Source organism: Flavobacterium sp. 3HN19-14, from assembly GCF_051373205.1.
Lineage (GTDB): Bacteria > Bacteroidota > Bacteroidia > Flavobacteriales > Flavobacteriaceae > Flavobacterium.
This window is the reverse complement of sequence record NZ_JBPPZT010000001.1, coordinates 2,126,507-2,141,891: the sequence shown is the minus strand read 5'-3', so window position 1 is coordinate 2,141,891 and position 15,385 is coordinate 2,126,507. Positions and strand designations below refer to the sequence as shown.

The 15,385-nt window shown below is 38.1% G+C and carries 15 protein-coding genes, 1 tRNA gene and 1 other RNA gene; 6 read left to right on the top strand and 11 right to left on the bottom strand.

Annotation, left to right across the window (positions count from 1 at the left end; all coding sequences use genetic code 11):
- Nucleotides 1–303: 303 nt before the first annotated feature.
- The 4 genes from ACSLFW_RS11590 to ffs all read right to left on the bottom strand — a co-directional run bounded on the left by ACSLFW_RS11590 (nucleotide 304) and on the right by ffs (nucleotide 2,648).
- Nucleotides 304–1,104 (bottom strand): SDR family oxidoreductase, encoded by an 801-nt coding sequence (locus ACSLFW_RS11590; RefSeq protein ID WP_436555879.1) that lies wholly within the window; start codon nucleotides 1,102–1,104, stop codon nucleotides 304–306.
- A 324-nt stretch (nucleotides 1,105–1,428) separates the two neighbouring features.
- The gene (locus ACSLFW_RS11585; protein WP_436555878.1) at nucleotides 1,429–1,833 is read right to left on the bottom strand and encodes a hypothetical protein; all 405 of its coding nucleotides are present in this window, start codon (nucleotides 1,831–1,833) and stop codon (nucleotides 1,429–1,431) included.
- Nucleotides 1,834–1,866: 33 nt separating this feature from the next.
- Nucleotides 1,867–2,295: a VOC family protein gene (locus ACSLFW_RS11580; RefSeq protein WP_436555877.1), complete on the bottom strand. Its 429-nt coding sequence runs from the start codon at nucleotides 2,293–2,295 to the stop codon at nucleotides 1,867–1,869.
- 256 nt (nucleotides 2,296–2,551) lie between these two features.
- Nucleotides 2,552–2,648, bottom strand: an RNA gene (gene ffs / locus ACSLFW_RS11575) — signal recognition particle sRNA small type.
- Between the two features lie 87 nt (nucleotides 2,649–2,735).
- Between ffs and ACSLFW_RS11570 the strand changes: the two genes are divergently transcribed.
- The 6 genes from ACSLFW_RS11570 (at nucleotide 2,736) to ACSLFW_RS11545 (ending at nucleotide 7,989) form a co-directional block, all read left to right on the top strand.
- Complete coding sequence (locus tag ACSLFW_RS11570) at nucleotides 2,736–3,788, top strand: glutaminyl-peptide cyclotransferase (RefSeq protein WP_436555876.1); 1,053 nt, start codon at nucleotides 2,736–2,738, stop codon at nucleotides 3,786–3,788.
- A gap of 225 nt (nucleotides 3,789–4,013) precedes the next feature.
- The gene (locus ACSLFW_RS11565; protein ID WP_436555875.1) at nucleotides 4,014–4,370 is read left to right on the top strand and encodes a BlaI/MecI/CopY family transcriptional regulator; all 357 of its coding nucleotides are present in this window, start codon (nucleotides 4,014–4,016) and stop codon (nucleotides 4,368–4,370) included.
- Nucleotides 4,371–4,569: 199 nt separating this feature from the next.
- Nucleotides 4,570–6,288: a M56 family metallopeptidase gene (locus tag ACSLFW_RS11560; protein WP_436555874.1), complete on the top strand. Its 1,719-nt coding sequence runs from the start codon at nucleotides 4,570–4,572 to the stop codon at nucleotides 6,286–6,288.
- Nucleotides 6,289–6,342: 54 nt separating this feature from the next.
- Nucleotides 6,343–6,486, top strand: a complete 144-nt coding sequence (locus tag ACSLFW_RS11555; RefSeq protein WP_436555873.1) for an SsrA-binding protein — start codon at nucleotides 6,343–6,345, stop codon at nucleotides 6,484–6,486.
- 128 nt (nucleotides 6,487–6,614) lie between these two features.
- Nucleotides 6,615–6,688 (top strand) — tRNA-Arg (locus ACSLFW_RS11550).
- Between the two features lie 95 nt (nucleotides 6,689–6,783).
- A complete protein-coding gene (locus ACSLFW_RS11545; RefSeq protein WP_436555872.1) occupies nucleotides 6,784–7,989 on the top strand; it encodes a tyrosine-type recombinase/integrase in 1,206 nt (401 codons plus the stop codon).
- Nucleotides 7,990–8,035: 46 nt separating this feature from the next.
- Here ACSLFW_RS11545 and ACSLFW_RS11540 read toward each other — a convergent pair whose 3' ends face one another.
- The 7 genes from ACSLFW_RS11540 to ACSLFW_RS11510 form a co-directional block, all read right to left on the bottom strand.
- On the bottom strand, nucleotides 8,036–9,466 hold the full coding sequence (locus ACSLFW_RS11540) for a hypothetical protein (protein WP_436555871.1): 1,431 nt from the start codon (nucleotides 9,464–9,466) through the stop codon (nucleotides 8,036–8,038).
- 98 nt (nucleotides 9,467–9,564) lie between these two features.
- Nucleotides 9,565–9,855: a hypothetical protein gene (locus ACSLFW_RS11535; RefSeq protein WP_436555870.1), complete on the bottom strand. Its 291-nt coding sequence runs from the start codon at nucleotides 9,853–9,855 to the stop codon at nucleotides 9,565–9,567.
- A gap of 97 nt (nucleotides 9,856–9,952) precedes the next feature.
- Nucleotides 9,953–10,507, bottom strand: a complete 555-nt coding sequence (locus ACSLFW_RS11530; RefSeq protein WP_436555869.1) for a hypothetical protein — start codon at nucleotides 10,505–10,507, stop codon at nucleotides 9,953–9,955.
- A 178-nt stretch (nucleotides 10,508–10,685) separates the two neighbouring features.
- Nucleotides 10,686–11,279: a hypothetical protein gene (locus ACSLFW_RS11525; protein ID WP_436555868.1), complete on the bottom strand. Its 594-nt coding sequence runs from the start codon at nucleotides 11,277–11,279 to the stop codon at nucleotides 10,686–10,688.
- Between the two features lie 96 nt (nucleotides 11,280–11,375).
- The gene (locus ACSLFW_RS11520) at nucleotides 11,376–11,900 is read right to left on the bottom strand and encodes a DUF4468 domain-containing protein (protein WP_436555867.1); all 525 of its coding nucleotides are present in this window, start codon (nucleotides 11,898–11,900) and stop codon (nucleotides 11,376–11,378) included.
- Between the two features lie 37 nt (nucleotides 11,901–11,937).
- Nucleotides 11,938–14,994: a hypothetical protein gene (locus ACSLFW_RS11515; protein ID WP_436555866.1), complete on the bottom strand. Its 3,057-nt coding sequence runs from the start codon at nucleotides 14,992–14,994 to the stop codon at nucleotides 11,938–11,940.
- Nucleotides 14,995–14,996: 2 nt separating this feature from the next.
- Complete coding sequence (locus tag ACSLFW_RS11510) at nucleotides 14,997–15,371, bottom strand: hypothetical protein (RefSeq protein WP_436555865.1); 375 nt, start codon at nucleotides 15,369–15,371, stop codon at nucleotides 14,997–14,999.
- Nucleotides 15,372–15,385 lie beyond the last annotated feature (14 nt).

Genomic DNA, 15,385 nt, shown 5'->3' with positions numbered 1-15,385 from the left:
ACGTGTTGGGCGTTCCCGCTATCAGCATTGGTTTTTCAAGTCAAAATCGTGCAGCGGGTCAGGCTCTCGGCTGTATCTTTTTTTTTTGAACGTTCCTTCAATTCGGAAATTCCCTGCTAAAAAAAAGGATGCCGCCTCCATCCTTAACGCAGGCAAAATTACGATTATTCTTAAGGTTTCAAAGTGGCAAAGTTATAAAGTTGAAAGTTTTCATGCCTTAGTGCCTTAGTGCCTTAGTGCCTTAGTGCAAAATTGAATTTCCAGGTTATCAATTTCTTTTACGTAAACTAAAAAATTCAGGCATTACAATTTATAATGCTTCATGAGCATTTTCTCATACCGTTTGTCGGGCAAGATCCGTTTCAGAACAATAGAGAATTTCGAAAGGAAAGGCCCGACCTTATAATGCACATTGGGCTTTTCAGTATTGATGATTTTGTAAATCGTTTCCGCCATTGCTTTCGGATCGTCTCCGCCATCAACCTGTTCGTTGATTGTCTCAATAGTTTTCGCATAATTCGAGTATGCCGAAGCCGGCGACAACGGCACGTGATAACGCGAAGCCGCGATATTGGTCGCGAATTCTCCAGGCGCAACATTCGTGATTTCGATATTAAAAGGTTTTACCTCCATACGAAGCGCTTCTGTAACATATTCCAATGCCCCTTTCGAAGCCGAATAGACCGCGCGATACGGCAATCCCATATAACCGGCAATCGAAGTAATATTGATGATTAAACCCGATTTTTGCGAGCGCATTTGTGGTAAAATCGCTTTCATCACTTCAATCGGGCCGAAAAGATTCGTCTCAAAATTATTACGTATCTCTGAAGTCGGTATTTCTTCAAGCGGACCAATAATGCCAACGCCGGCGTTATTCACAACCACGTCAATCCTTCCTGAAATTGAGATTACTTTAGCGATACAAGTTGTTATGCTTTCGGTGCTCCTGACATCAAGTGCCAACAACGGGAAAACCGAATTAAAGACTTTCTCCGGATTTCGGCTCGTGCCATAAACCGTATAACCTTTGTGGTGCAGGAATTCCCCGATTGCTTTTCCGATTCCCGACGAGGCACCGGTAATTAAAATGACTTTAGACATTGGATGTTTTTTAACGAAGCCAAATTTCGGCAATCAATTGCAACATGCAATGAGTAAACTCATATTTTTTGTACTGTTTTGTAATAATGTACAATCATTAGGGCGCAATTCGAACCTAAACTTTAACAATTTTTACGGCATTCCCGTAACCGGAATATTTATTTTTTCTGTAGGGATGCATTCTCCCCTCCCCTGAAGGTAAGATATTATTTTTTCCGATACGTTGTAATGCGGGAAAGCCGTAAAAATTGTTAAAGTTTTTTTACGGATTTGATTGAGCAAAAAATCTAAATGCTTTAAAATTATTCGATGTACCACCAATAATTATTTGGTAACTTTTCTCTCATAATAATAAAATTCCTGTAATCCCTGCGCTCCTTTTTTATCACCGCGAATTACATAGTAACGATTGCCAATCGGCTTGATTTCATAATCCCAATCAGCAGATGGGTTTGGATTTTTGCTTTTATCGAAACGGTTCAGGTCGCCACATAATTTTTTGGCCGGCGGAATTGCGATTTTCTCATCGAAGCCCTGTCCGACAACCACAAAACGTAAGTTATACTGCCCGCAAGGCGCAGGTTTTATACTACTGTTTTCAGAAGAAACGAGCGGATCTGAGCGATAAGCTTCCAGCTCTTTCTGAAATTGGTCGTATTGGGCTTTTACATCTGTTTGGGCAAAAGTGGCGGCAGAAGTGAATAATAGTGCGATAAGTAACTTTTTCATGTTTTTTAATTAGATAATTAGAAAATGAGATAATTAGCGGAATCGTCCGCGTAATAAAGTTAAGCATTTTAAATAAATTATCTCATTTTCTAATTCGTAATTATCTAATTCCTCTCCGAACTGAATCATATAACCATTATTGTCATAAATGGCGAATTCACGCATGCCCCAATCGAAGGTTTCCAATTCATAGCAGATTTTGGCTGTGTCTTTTAAATGCTCCCAAAGTTCGTCGACTTTTTCAGTTTTGATGTAGAAGCTTCCTGTGAATTGTGGTTTTTCGAATGGGATGTGCTCATTGGGTTTTGTGACCATGATTTCGCACTCGCCTTTTTGGAGTGATGCCCAACCCCATTCTTCATTGATTTCGTTGCAGGTGAAACCTAAAGTGTTGGTGTAGAAATTAATGGTTTCGTGGAGTTCTGTGGTGTAGATTATTGGAACTATTGGAGAAAATTTCATATTGTTTTATTCATTAGGCCCTCGACTACGCTCGGGGTGACAAATTAGTCGTTACAGACTTTTGAAATTGATTTTTGAATTTGAAATTGACAGTTGAATTTAAGTCGGATGCCCTAGCCCGGATAGCAGTGGAAATCTTTTTTGTTCTTTCTTTAAGAACAAAAAAATTGGAACGTATAGCCGGATCAGCTTCTAAAAAACAATACCTCCAAAAATAAAAAAATCTTCCTGAAGGGAAGACATTATTATGAGAAAAAAATGGCAAGCGACCTACATCGCACCGCTCAACCACGTACCCTTGCTATGTTCCCATCCTGGGGAGTCTGCAGGAGCTGGTCGTGTAGGACTTGCCGTTGCAAATATACAATCTTTTTGTATTTTCGCAAGGGCAAAGCGGCATATTGGTTAGCTTTGTGGAATGTGCCATTTTAAAAATTACAATGAAAAATTATAACTTATTAGGAATCATTTTATTAAGCGCTGCGCTGATGGGCGGATGCGAGTCAAAAAAACCCGAAGATTTTTTCAGCTTTGACGCCACGAAGCTAAAAAAGCAATATCTGAGCGGCGAAACGGCGAATCTTTCAATCACCAATTCTGAAAACAAAGCCATCGACAGCATCGTTTATTATTCGAATGACCAGAAAATTGCCTCGAAAAAAGGCGGCGAAGCGATGAATTTTGAGATCAAGAGTCCGAAATTGGGATACCAGAACCTCAAAGCCATTGTTTATTACGACGGCGAAACGGGCGGACAGGAAGTTTTTTCGAAATTTGAGGTGATTTCTAACATAAAACCTAAAGTTTTGAAATATACGATTGTCAATACCTATCCGCATGACACGAAAGCGTTTACGGAAGGATTGGAATTTTACCGCGATACCTTAATTGAAAGTACAGGCCAGGAAGGCAATTCTTATGTGCGAAAATTCGATTATAAAACCGGAAAAGTATACAAACAAGCGGATATTGATGCGCAATATTTTGGCGAAGGAATCACTGTAATTGGTAACAAGATTTATCAGTTGACGTGGCGCAATAAGACCGGCTTCATTTACAACGCAGACACCTGGAAATTGGAAAAAACCTTTACTTTCGACAAGGATGTTGAAGGCTGGGGAATGACGCACGACAACAAATACATTTACCAATCTGACGGCACTGAAAAAGTCTGGCGCATGGATCCATCCAGCCAAAAGCTGCTGGATTTCATCAATATATATATTGGCGATACGAAAATTCCGCAAGTGAATGAACTCGAACTGGCCGAAGGAAAGCTGTATGCGAATGTGTGGCAGAAAGACGCCGTTGCAGTAATCAATCCGGAAACCGGCGCTACTGAAGGGATTATCGACTTTTCGGGATTACGAGCTTTGGTGAAAGTGACTAAAGAAGATGTGCTGAACGGTATCGCTTATAACCCAAAGACCAAAACATTTTTTATCACCGGAAAAAACTGGGATAAGATATTTGAGGTGAAATTTTCTGAATAGTCGAAAAGCTAAAGTCCAAAGTCGAAAGTCTACTATGTGTAAAATTAGAGACTAAAAAAGTCAGTCCGGTAATAATATCGAACTGATTTTTTTATTGATTCCCATACTTTTGGCTTTCGACTTTCAACTTTCAACTCCTCTTTTCCTTAAAAAATAGTTAAATAACTATTTTTATAGTTGTGTAACTATAAAAATAGTTGTACGTTTGTTTTAAACTTTACAATCATGCAGAATTTAACGAACAAGGAAGAAGAAATCATGCACATTTTGTGGAAGCTCGAAAAAGCTTTCGTAAAAGACATTCTTGCTGAAATTACCGAAGAACAGCCGCATTACAATACACTTTCGACAATTGTAAGAAATCTCGAAGAGAAAGGCTATGTCGCACACAAAGCCTATGGCAACACGCACCAGTACTACCCTATCGTCAAGCTTGAAGATTATCGCAAGAAATTCATGAGCACGGCGATCGACAATTACTTCAACAGTTCCTATAAGAATATGGTGTCGTTTTTTGCCGAAGAAGAGAAAATCTCGGCAAAAGAATTGCGTGAAATCTTAGCCATCATCGAAAACAAATAATCATGGAAGCGCTGTTCCTATATTTGATAAAATCTTGTGGACTGCTTGCGGCATTCTTCCTTTGTTATTATTTTTTACTGCGGAAGGACACATTTTTCAACCTTAACCGTTGGTTCTTATTGGCCGGATTGCCAATTTCGATTTTGATGCCATTATTTTTCATCAAAAAAGTGGTGATTGTACAAAAACCGAAAATTTCGTGGACGCCCTTGTAGCGATGGCGAAACCTGCGCAACTGGCGGCTCCGGTTCCTAATACTATTGCTGAAACAATTCCGCCGCCGGAAGTTATCGAGATTGATTGGATGCAAGTCGCAACATTAGCTTACATAATAATAGCTGCCGTTTTGCTTTTGAAAGTTATATTGAACTTCATCTCGCTTTTCCGCCTGCTCAAAAAACAACAGATCCAGAAACAGGAACAATTCGCTTTTGTTGATCTGAACGAGAATATCGCGCCGTTTTCGTTCTTCAATTACATCGTATTCAATTCGAGGATGTTTACGAATGAAGAACTCGAGAGCATCCTGAACCATGAAAAAGTGCACAGCCGCGAGCGCCATTCATTCGATATATTGATTGCAAAATTGTTTTCCATCGTATTTTGGTTCAATCCGTTCGTGTGGTTGTACAAAAAAGCGATTTCGCAAAACCTCGAATACATCGCCGACAGAAAAGCGATACAGGAATCCAACGACAAACGTGGTTATCAAATTGCATTACTAAAAGTCGTTACCAATCAGGATAGTCTTTCAATCACCAATAATTTTTATCAATCATTAATCAAAAAACGAATCGTTATGCTAAACAAAAACCAGAGTAAAAAGAGAAATTTGTGGAAATATGCTTTCATATTACCGCTTTTGGTCGCCTTCATGTTTTATTTCCAGGTAAAACTGATTGCGCAGGAAATGAATCCGGACGTACATTCGGCCCAATCGTGGCAGGATTTCATCAACATTAAAATCGACAAAAATTCAACTGATGCCGAACTTAAAGCACACACCAAGAAGCTTAAAGAAGATGGCATTACGCTGAAATTTTCAAAAGTAAAAAGAAACAGCAGCGGCGAAATCACAGGAATTAAGGCGGAATTCAAAGATAAGGAAGGCAACAAAGGTGTTTCTCAGGTTGACGGAAAAGAGCCAATCAAGCCGATTGTTTTTTATAAACACGAAGATGCGATCGGATTTGGTGCGCCGAAAGACGTGAATATCTTTAAATTCAAAAATCGCGGCAACAGCCAAAATGAAGACAGTTTTGCTTTTACTTTTGATAAAGACGCACCGGAAGCGCCGGAACCACCAGAAGCGCCTGAAGATTTTGAAGCGCCCGAGCCGCCGGAAGCACCGGAAGCACCGGAATTCAATTTTGATTTCGACTTTGATTATGATACCGACAGCGATTCGAAAATCGTCATCAAAACCATCAATGAAGACGGAAAGCCACTTGTGATGGTCAACGGAAAAGTCGTTGCGGATGCCGATATGGATAAGATTATGAGCGAAATCAATGCTAATGTAAAAAATAACATCCGTATTATTAAAAACGGAAAAGGCGGGCAATTCGGGGTGTCATCAGAAGACGGCGTAATTTACATCGATACTGACAAACTCAGCGAAGACGCTATGAAACAAGCCGACATCGCAATGTTTAAAGCAATGCCTGACATGGAAAATGCCAAAATTAAAATGCGCAGGTCGAAAGACAAAATGAAAATGTCGAAAGCCGATATGGAGCAATCAAAAGCCGCCATGCAACAGGCCAAAGACGAAATGGAGCAGGTAAAAGCAGAGATGGAAAAAGTACGCGCCGAAATGCAGCAACTTAAAGCCGAACAACAAAAATACGCAGAGGATTACAAGCAAAAAACCAAAGCCGAAGCCCAAAAGAAAAAACAGGCGAAGCAAAAACAATAAATCAAAAAGACTGTCAATTTCGGCAGTCTTTTTACATTTGTATAAACTTAAATTATGTTCAAGATTCTAGCGCGCCTCAATAAATTGCTTTTGCCAAGTTTCAGCAAACGGCAGCTTGATTTGTCGAAAGCCTCGAAATGGCAGATGGCAATTATTGGCTGGCGGTATTTCGTAACGCGAAAGGCCTTAGGGAATTAGAGAAAAGCAATACAAAAAATCATTTTAAATTAAATTTTGATTTGCAGGTTTGGTAAATTTACCTATATTTGCACCCGCAAACAAGTTCACCGAACTCCTATGAAAATTAAAGTACGGTGAGGTAATAAGGCCTCGTGGCGCAACTGAATAGCGCATCTGATTACGGCTCAGAAGGTTACTGGTTTGAATCCAGTCGAGGTCACAAAAAAATAATTCGCTTTGGCGAGAAACTAACTGTAAAACAGTTAAGTTTCTCGCCTTTAGTGTTTTATGGCTAACTCAAAACCTATTACGCGTATGTCATTTGCATCCAAGTTGCTCAACAATTTCCCAGAAAACTTCCCAATATATATGAATGGGAAGCTAAGTTGTAAGATAAGACAATATGATTATGTCCAAACAGACGGTACATCCGGGCTGTATGTTCAAGTGTCATTAACAGGTGTGAAAAGCCCGAAAAAAATTCCACTGCTTATTGATGTTCGGAAAAAAGACTTCGACAAAATTGGAGAGAGAGTTCAAAAGTCAAATCTGTATTATCAAGATTACAATTTGCTAATTGAGAAAAAGTTGGCAGAGATCACCAGAATAGAATTAAACTACCGATTGAGTTCTGTTCCGATAACTTTAGATTCGCTGTCCAAAGAATTAGAAAACCCTTCTTCCCGAATTGATTTTATAAGTTTTTGGGAAGCCGAACTGGTGAATCAAAAAACGCTTAATTTGATTTCAGACTCTACACATAGGCAGCAATCTTCTGCTCTTAGAAAATTGAAGAAATATAAAAAAGAGTTATTTTTTTATGAAATCACAGAAGAATTCATTTCAAAAATGAAAGCCCATCTTGCGAAAAAAGAAGGTAACGAAGAAACAACTATTTCATCTTTTATTAAGAATTTCAAAAAGTACCTCCACATTGCAAACAAAAGAGGAATTATTACTCCAATACAATATGACGACATTAAACATAAAGGTTTTAAAAGTCAGCGAACATTTTTGATGCCGGATGAAATTCAAATTCTTTATAAATATTGGAAGAATGATTTCATCAACGCAACGCACAAAGCAATATTAGCGCGATTTCTATTTTCCTGTTTTACAAGTTTAAGAATCTCAGACAATCTGGCGTTGTCTGAAGAAAATTTCATGGGAGATTTTATAGCTTTCAGTTCACAAAAAACAGGAAAGTTTCAACGTATTGCATTGAGTAATAGCGCAAAAACATTTATGAATGACGGGTTACTTATAGGTAAATTCACTCCGGAATATATAAACAGGGAACTTAAATTTATTGCAAAAGCTGTTGGAATTAGAAAAAATATATCGTTTCATGTCTCACGGCATACCTTTGCAACAAATTACCTCATATCGGGTGGGCGCGTAGAAAATCTGCAGAAAATTTTAGGTCATTATAAAATTGAAGAAACAATGATTTACGTTCACATTGTGGAAAGCATCGTTGACAACGAAATAATGACAATGGATGAAATTTTAAATTTCTAAAAATTATAATGAAAAATATCGCTCCACAACTCCACAGTTCCAACAACTAATAATTTACGCTTTCCAACCTAAGTTTCAATTCGTAGTTGTCTTGTTTGGTTTGCACATATTCTGTAGACTCCACAATATACTCCTGATTGTCAAGAAATATTTTTTTTAACTTGGTTATTTTACTCATTTCAGTCTTTGTAAATGCGCCGGCAACGTCAATTTGACCAGCGTTGAGCCTAAATTTTGTGAATATTTTATAGTAAGAATCGTAAATTCCACCTTCACCACCAATTTTGAGATTCTGCCCTAGAAACGAAGTTGAAATTAGTTTTTCATTTTCAGGATCGTAAATCATTAAACCTACACCCGATTTGCTTTCTACAGCCTCTGAAAGTTCTGCCGTAGAACCGTTGTGAGGCACTAATTTAAATTTGCTTTCAACAGTTTCGGCAAAGTCATTCAACTGCTTTGCATAGGCCTCGGTTCCAGAACTCGTTACATACAAACCAGCATCTTCCTCGTTAGAATATTTAAAAATATATGCTGTGTTGGGAGCCTGCTCGTATGACAACACTTTCAACGACCTCATGGAAATATGCTTTTCTGTACGCAACATGAAATCATTGCCGAAATCGAGTCGCATTTCTTTCTTAAAATCATCGATGATTATTTCGAGATTGGCGAACTTTTTCAATTCATTCAAATAGTTTCCGAATGTCCAATCCGGAACATACCTCGAAACCGGAATTGTCGGATGCATTTGATAGTACGTATGCTCTGCGTCCTTTTTGTAAACTTCGATTGAATAGCTTTCCGGCATTAACATATTGATGCTGAAATAATCAAAATGTAATTTTACAAGTGGAGCCAATATAAAAGAAGACTCAGCCTCTATGATTTCACCCGGAACATTATCTTTTCTGTTAAATGTGATTTCTTCTTCTAGAGGATAAGGATCTATTCCAGAAACTTCAGGATAATAAATTCTTTTCATCCGAAAACTTGTTTTTACAGGATGTGAAGAAGTATCAGTTTGCGCCGCAAGCACAAACCTAAATTTCACAGTAACCTCAATGTCTTCATCAACTTCAAAAATGTGAGTTCTTCGAAACCAAAAATAAGACCCGTATTCCCTTAATTGCCATTCCCCATCAAGAAGTATTGGCGTAATGGTCGGTAAAAGTAAAATTTTAGTCAAATTATCTTTCGTGCTTAATAATAAGAGCCGTCTAATAAATGGGTGATCTACAAAGCTTCCCGAAATTTTAAATCCGATAGATTGCATTGCATAAAATAGAGGTGACAATAAAAATAACTGCGGAGAGACAACATTTTTGTTAACCACTACAGCATTGTCCGGGTCTGTTACATCTGCTGTATTTTGCACAAAATTATCGTCTAAAAACCCGTTAATCTTGTTTCCATAATTATACCACGGTTCATCGCCTTCAAGTTCGGTGCCAAATTTATCCTTCCAGGACATCATTGGAAACTGAATTTTTGTTTCCGGAAAACACTTTGTCACACACGAATTAACAAAACTCGGCCAGTATCCAGAACCTTCAGTAATTACATTTGATTCTGCTAAAAAGGTTTCGGAGAAGTTTCTCCGGGAATGATGGAAATCACAGGCATTAAATCGCCTAGCTTTTTATTGAAAATTTTCAAAACTTCGGTGGCATACTTTAAATTGCATTTTCGGTAGCCAGTCAAATAACTCAATATTTGCAACTGGCCGAAATAAACATCATCGCCTTCATGCACTTCTACATCAAACGTTTTTTTCTTCAGTACAGATGCAATATCGCGACTACCTAGAGTTTTTTTACAATTTTCGTTTTCCACAACCAAAAATGGCACGGTCGAATGTGACACCTTAAAATCCGAAGAAAGCAGTGAGTTTTCTTTTTGATTGAAAGTGTTTGATTAACAAAGTCCAACTCCACACCTTCGCAAAATATTTTGATTAGGCTCATGGATTATATGTAACGATGTTAGAAATTGGCTCCGGATCATCCGGTGCTGTAAAATAAACTAAAAACGGCGGCTCTAAATCTAGCGATCCAAAATTATAATGAGGCGTAGTGGGCAGGGTTGAATACCTGAACACCCCATCTTTTTCCAAAACACGTCGAATAAAAGAACCTGTATAATTAATTAATGTAAAGTAAACCAAGATTGTTGTAGAAGTGGTTACAATGTCACCAACGGTAACCTGATCTTCATCAACTTCCGCTACAGGTAGCAGCAGATTTGAAAATGAATTATTGCGCTTCACATTAAAAGTGAGATTTTCACCGTATTGATGTACGTTATCCTTAAAATCGTTATACTTCTTCGTTTTCGAAGTCATATCAATCCATTCGCCTTCGAAAAATAGCTTTGCCTTCAGCGACCTAGTAATCTGCCCGATGATCGCTTTTTCTGAACCGAGCAGCGAGCCGGTATTTATTGAATAAGTTTGTTCTTCAATAATTTCATAAATGACTTCAGAATTGTCATTCTGGTCATATGAATTTATATCCAAATTATTATCAATATTCAGTTGACCGTCGAGATAAGCATAAATCCAGAACCCGAAGTTGTTTAGGAAAGCTATTTCTTTTACTGGAAAATGCGAAAAAGAAGTATTCTAATTGGCTTTATAATTTGTTCAGAACCAACGGAAATGGTAACGAGAAAATTCGTGGTGTTATTGATTAAAGTCACTGCAGACAAATCAAAATTGTAAATAAAAACCTTTTTCCCTCAACAGAAGACAGTGACGCCGAATGCAAAATTGTGTTGAAGTTATCTTCTGTTTTTACCACGATATTTTCAGACACAGCATTTACCATAAATGGTATACTGATTTTACCGGCTTCTGAAACCATCATTATAGGCGCGTCAATTCCCAGAAACCGTATTTTTTCTGTGTCAGAAAATGCCGTGGAAACGGTATTGTACATTAAATAAAAATCAGGCAGCGTAATTGATTGTGCAACCGTATCATCTGCGAGTCGATATTCCATAACCTCAATACTTACAGGCTTGATTAAATGTGATTGTTCTGTGATCCCATTCACAAAGTTCTCATTGAATGCAGTCGTGAAGTAAGCGTTGTAAAGTTTTTTGATATTTTTTTCGGCAGTTACTGCGTCTTTTCGGGACCATCCCTGTTCATCGAACAACTGCCCGTCGATTGTAATATTAGCGCGAAAATAATAGCCTGCACCATTGCTGGACGTGATTGAAATAACAGAATCATTCGCATCTAAAATGATTGAATTTTCGACTGGCGCTGCATTGATTGTAATCATATCCAAATGAATTTACAGCGAATTTATAGCCATGCAGTGCGCGATAATAGGACACAAAAAAACCGCCGAAGCGGTTTTTATTAGTTGCAAAATTGATTACCATTTATTTTTTTCTTCGGAAGTCTTTCCAGTGATGTAGTTGTATAGTGACATATAGGTTTTATTGACACTTTCATTCATGGTGTCGAACGACACTTGATAAGATTTACGAACCGATAAATCTTTTTTAAAAAAATATCTGTACGTGTACATCAATTTACCGCCATCATTGGTAATTTCTTCCAAGGTATAATCAAATTTGTACCTTCCATCTTTAAAACTTACGATAAGCGAATAGCTATGATCTAGATAGTCAGTCATTCCTAAAGCCTTAGTCTGCCAACAATCATTGCAGAATCCTGAAATTCTTATTTCATCAGGTAAATCAGCCTTTAAAACTTCTAAAGGATTTTTATAATAAGTTTGAACCCATTCTTTAGTTTTAGTTCTGATTTGCTCCGCAGTCATGCCCGGAACATCTGTCACAACAGGCAAGTAACCCTCCGGTGTGAGTGTCAATTTTTCCTGAGAAAATCCTAGTATTGAAGACAACAAAAACGAAAAAATAATAATTTGTTTCATGATAATTGGTTTTAAGTTAATCAAATGTAATCAAAAATCATGACGTTATACTGCCATTTTGCGAAGATGCTTTTCGTTCGTCGTTTAAGGTTTCGATATCTTCTGCTTCTTTATATCCTATAATGGCCTTCGCAACGATGCCGTTCTCCAAAATTCCGATTAATTTATTTATTGCCATAATCAAAGTAGAACCATACGCATCATTCGGTGCTTCCGGTGTCGGCATCGGAGCATTGGAAGATGACGGGCCACCTTCAAAATGCTTGTTTCCGTAAATTTTCCGACGCTCGTTTTCTAACCAACCCAAATGAGCCGAATAACGTGGATTTTCTTTCATTATTTTTGGCATAACCCATTCGCCATCGTGAACTACTCCGGTTACTGAACAGTATTCATCATGACCCAGCGCGGCCTTGTGACCAGTATCCCCACCTGAAGCAAATGAAGTGTCTCCACCATGAAAAAATCTTGCTTTTTTAGGTGGTTTTTGCTTATTGATTTCTTTAATTTGTTTCACAGTAGTAACTACGGTAGCAGCAGTAAGGACTCCTTTTAGAATTGCGTCATACGGCTGCGGTAACGATGCCGGCGCCGCCCAGATTGACAAAATCGCCTGCGCACCTGAAATGTTAGCCTGCAAAATCGCAAGTTCTTTAGATTGCCCGAAAAGTTCACCCATCGCGTTTGCTAACGTACTCAAACCATTAAGACCGTTTGCTGTCATTTGCAAATCTTGTTTTGCCTTGAATTTTGCCAAATCTTCTGCAGATTGTTTAGCAAACGCATTATATTCCTGCTCGGTGATAATTTTGTTATCCCGCATTTTTTTGTAGCGCTCTAGTTCTGCGGCATTTTTTTGTTCAGCTTCGATACGGTCTTTCTCATACTGGCTGTCTGCTTCTGCTAACGCTAGTTCTTCATCGGCGGCTTTCTGCTCAATTAAAAGTTGTTTCTGTTCTTCGTCGTACTGCTTTTTCAACTGATCTGTTGTTTTGTAAAATTCGACGTTGAGAAGTTGTTCAGCAGTAAGAGTAGCCAAATCAATTGCCTGTTTTTCAGCATTAAAGGCTTCGAGTGTAATTTTGTGGTCATCAAACTGCTGTTGCAGCGCAGTTAATTTCACAATCCTTTCTTCGGCAATAGCGGAATCACGTTGAAATTTAATTTCTTCCAGGCGTTTAGTTTCTTCCGCGATGCTTTCTAAAGTTAGTTTCTTGCCTGATTCTAATTTGCTTTGATTGAACGCTATAAAGTAGTCGATTTCGGCTTTTGCTAAATCTAATTTTGATTTTGCTAAAGCAAGAGCGCGTGCAAATTCCTCCTGATCTAATTTTCGCTTCGTCTCAGCGCTCTTTTTAGCTTCGTCCGAAACTTTTTTGTTGTGTTCGGTTGTAAGTTTAAGAATCGAATTTTGAATTTGCTCATACTCATCACTGCCTTTTTTCTGAAGCTTCAACTTTAATTCCAGGATTGCTTTTTCTGTGTTGTAACTATCTTTACCTAAAGCTTCTTCCCTAGCCTGTTTTTTCTCTAAAAGGGCAATCTGTTTATTGATATAGATTTCGAAGGCCGCTGCTTTAGCAGCTTGGTTTTGAGAATTTTTGTCGCCACCAGAAGAATCTACTGTTTTATTTTCTGTTGTTCCGCGGACATAGAAATCTTTACTTTTTAATGAATCTAAACCTTTGACTAAGCCCTGAACATCAACCCCTAGTGCTTTCAATATAACTGAAGAAGATTTTGCAAGTCCCTCCAACTGATCAATTATACCGTTATTGAATTTTTTGAAGACGTTCAATCCTCCATAAAATATATCCTCAATAGAATATTTCATTCTATTTAATATGAATAAAACGCCAGAGATCGCATTTATAACTTTGGCTTTAATTTTATCCCAAAGTTCTCCAAAGTCTTTTACTCTGAACAGTAACGATTGTGCTTTGTTTACATTTTGGTTAGCATCAGCAAGGTCAGAAAGTGCTTGTTGATTTGCATTCAATTCTTCGCGTTGAAGTTTTAAAGCACCTGTTACAGTATCAAGAATAACTTCATATCCACCTGCTGCCAAAGCAGATTTTCCAAAAATATCAGCACTAAGCTGGGCTTGTTGACTCTGGTTTAAACCAACTTCCTTAGATTTCGCATTAATCCGTTCAAGCGCTTGAACGGTTGTAATTTCTCCAGTTTTTAATTTGGTGAGAATCTCATCGGTAAATGCTGCGCCTAAAGCCGAACTTAGAGAATTACGTAAATTATCAGATTGCTCAAGTAAATTTTTGGTAGCTTTAGTTATCGCTCCGAAAGTGGCTTCCGGATTAACTCCCGTTTTTTCAATTTCTTTTTTCAAAGAAATTACTTCTTCTAGATTAAGCCCAACTTCCTTTGCGGTAACTGCTGCAGCTTCTAATCCAGAAACAAATTCGTTTTTATCAGGCGCTGTCAACAAGCCTTTCTTTATTTGCTCTAGCGCTGACAACTCATCTTTAGCTACACCTGTATCAACTAAATTATCTACAGCGTTGGCCAACGCGTCGAATTGGATGCCAAATGTATCGACAAGTGATTGCATCATGATGCGGATATCTTCCACAACCTGTCCGGTTTTACCTGTCAGATTTTCGATAATTCGTGTAGATTTTTCCGCTTCCTGATTAAAATCAAAAACATATTTTGCACCGGCTGCGAAACCCGATAAGACAGCAATTGCAGCACCTAACGGAGTCGCAATAAACGCTAAAGAAGCTTCTGTTATTGAAACAATAGAGCCTTTAATTCCTAACAGACCTTCTTTTGCTTCAAATAAGTTTCCTGTTTTGAAACCCTGAATAAAGCGCGAGAAATTTGCCGTTCCTTCTGAAGCTGCTTGATTGGTAAGTTGAAGTTCTTCACGATACTCAATTTGCTTTTTCTTCAATTGTTCGAGCGCAGAAGTGCCTTCTTTCAATTTAGCATCATAGTCATCGGTACCTTTAACAAGATTCTTCAGTTGGCCACGGACTTTTCCCATTTCTTTTTCAATGCCTCCCAAAGAATTTTTCACTTCGCGGTCATTGATAAAGATGGAAATCTGCCGGTTAACGTTTTCTTTTGACATTTTTAGAATGAGATTTTTGTGACAACTTCTTCGCTTCTGATATCGGCGATGCCGTCTGCCAGTTCATTAGTAAGCTGACCTTGTTTTAAGGCAATGTTCAGCACATCGGTAGGTTTTATTCTGGAGTTGATGCTGCGGCGTTTACTACCTTCAATGCCATAATGTTGGATTGGATAAACATAATATGGCATCTTCATCGTGATTCGCTCGAGGTGATTGTTCCTGAATCTCGGAAGCGCTGTAGCTTTTTTGGATTTTCCGGAAACAACATTTTTTTGGGTAAGCGCGATGGCGGATTTTAAGCTTACACGAAATTTGGAAGCCATTGCGTTTCCAAGTTTCTTTTCTAACATTATCGTGTCGATTGCGCCTGTCATTGATTTAATTTTAA

Coding starts and splice junctions, on each gene's coding strand:
- ACSLFW_RS11515 (WP_436555866.1), bottom strand. CDS start 14,994: ATGTCAAAAGAAAACGTTAACCGGCAGATTTCCATCTTTATCAATGAC.
- ACSLFW_RS11580 (WP_436555877.1), bottom strand. CDS start 2,295: ATGAAATTTTCTCCAATAGTTCCAATAATCTACACCACAGAACTCCAC.
- ACSLFW_RS11510 (WP_436555865.1), bottom strand. CDS start 15,371: ATGACAGGCGCAATCGACACGATAATGTTAGAAAAGAAACTTGGAAAC.
- ACSLFW_RS11565 (WP_436555875.1), top strand. CDS start 4,014: ATGCAGAATTTAACGAACAAGGAAGAAGAAATCATGCACATTTTGTGG.
- ACSLFW_RS11525 (WP_436555868.1), bottom strand. CDS start 11,279: ATGATTACAATCAATGCAGCGCCAGTCGAAAATTCAATCATTTTAGAT.
- ACSLFW_RS11555 (WP_436555873.1), top strand. CDS start 6,343: ATGTTCAAGATTCTAGCGCGCCTCAATAAATTGCTTTTGCCAAGTTTC.
- ACSLFW_RS11585 (WP_436555878.1), bottom strand. CDS start 1,833: ATGAAAAAGTTACTTATCGCACTATTATTCACTTCTGCCGCCACTTTT.
- ACSLFW_RS11545 (WP_436555872.1), top strand. CDS start 6,784: ATGTCATTTGCATCCAAGTTGCTCAACAATTTCCCAGAAAACTTCCCA.
- ACSLFW_RS11570 (WP_436555876.1), top strand. CDS start 2,736: ATGAAAAATTATAACTTATTAGGAATCATTTTATTAAGCGCTGCGCTG.
- ACSLFW_RS11540 (WP_436555871.1), bottom strand. CDS start 9,466: ATGATGTCCTGGAAGGATAAATTTGGCACCGAACTTGAAGGCGATGAA.
- ACSLFW_RS11590 (WP_436555879.1), bottom strand. CDS start 1,104: ATGTCTAAAGTCATTTTAATTACCGGTGCCTCGTCGGGAATCGGAAAA.
- ACSLFW_RS11520 (WP_436555867.1), bottom strand. CDS start 11,900: ATGAAACAAATTATTATTTTTTCGTTTTTGTTGTCTTCAATACTAGGA.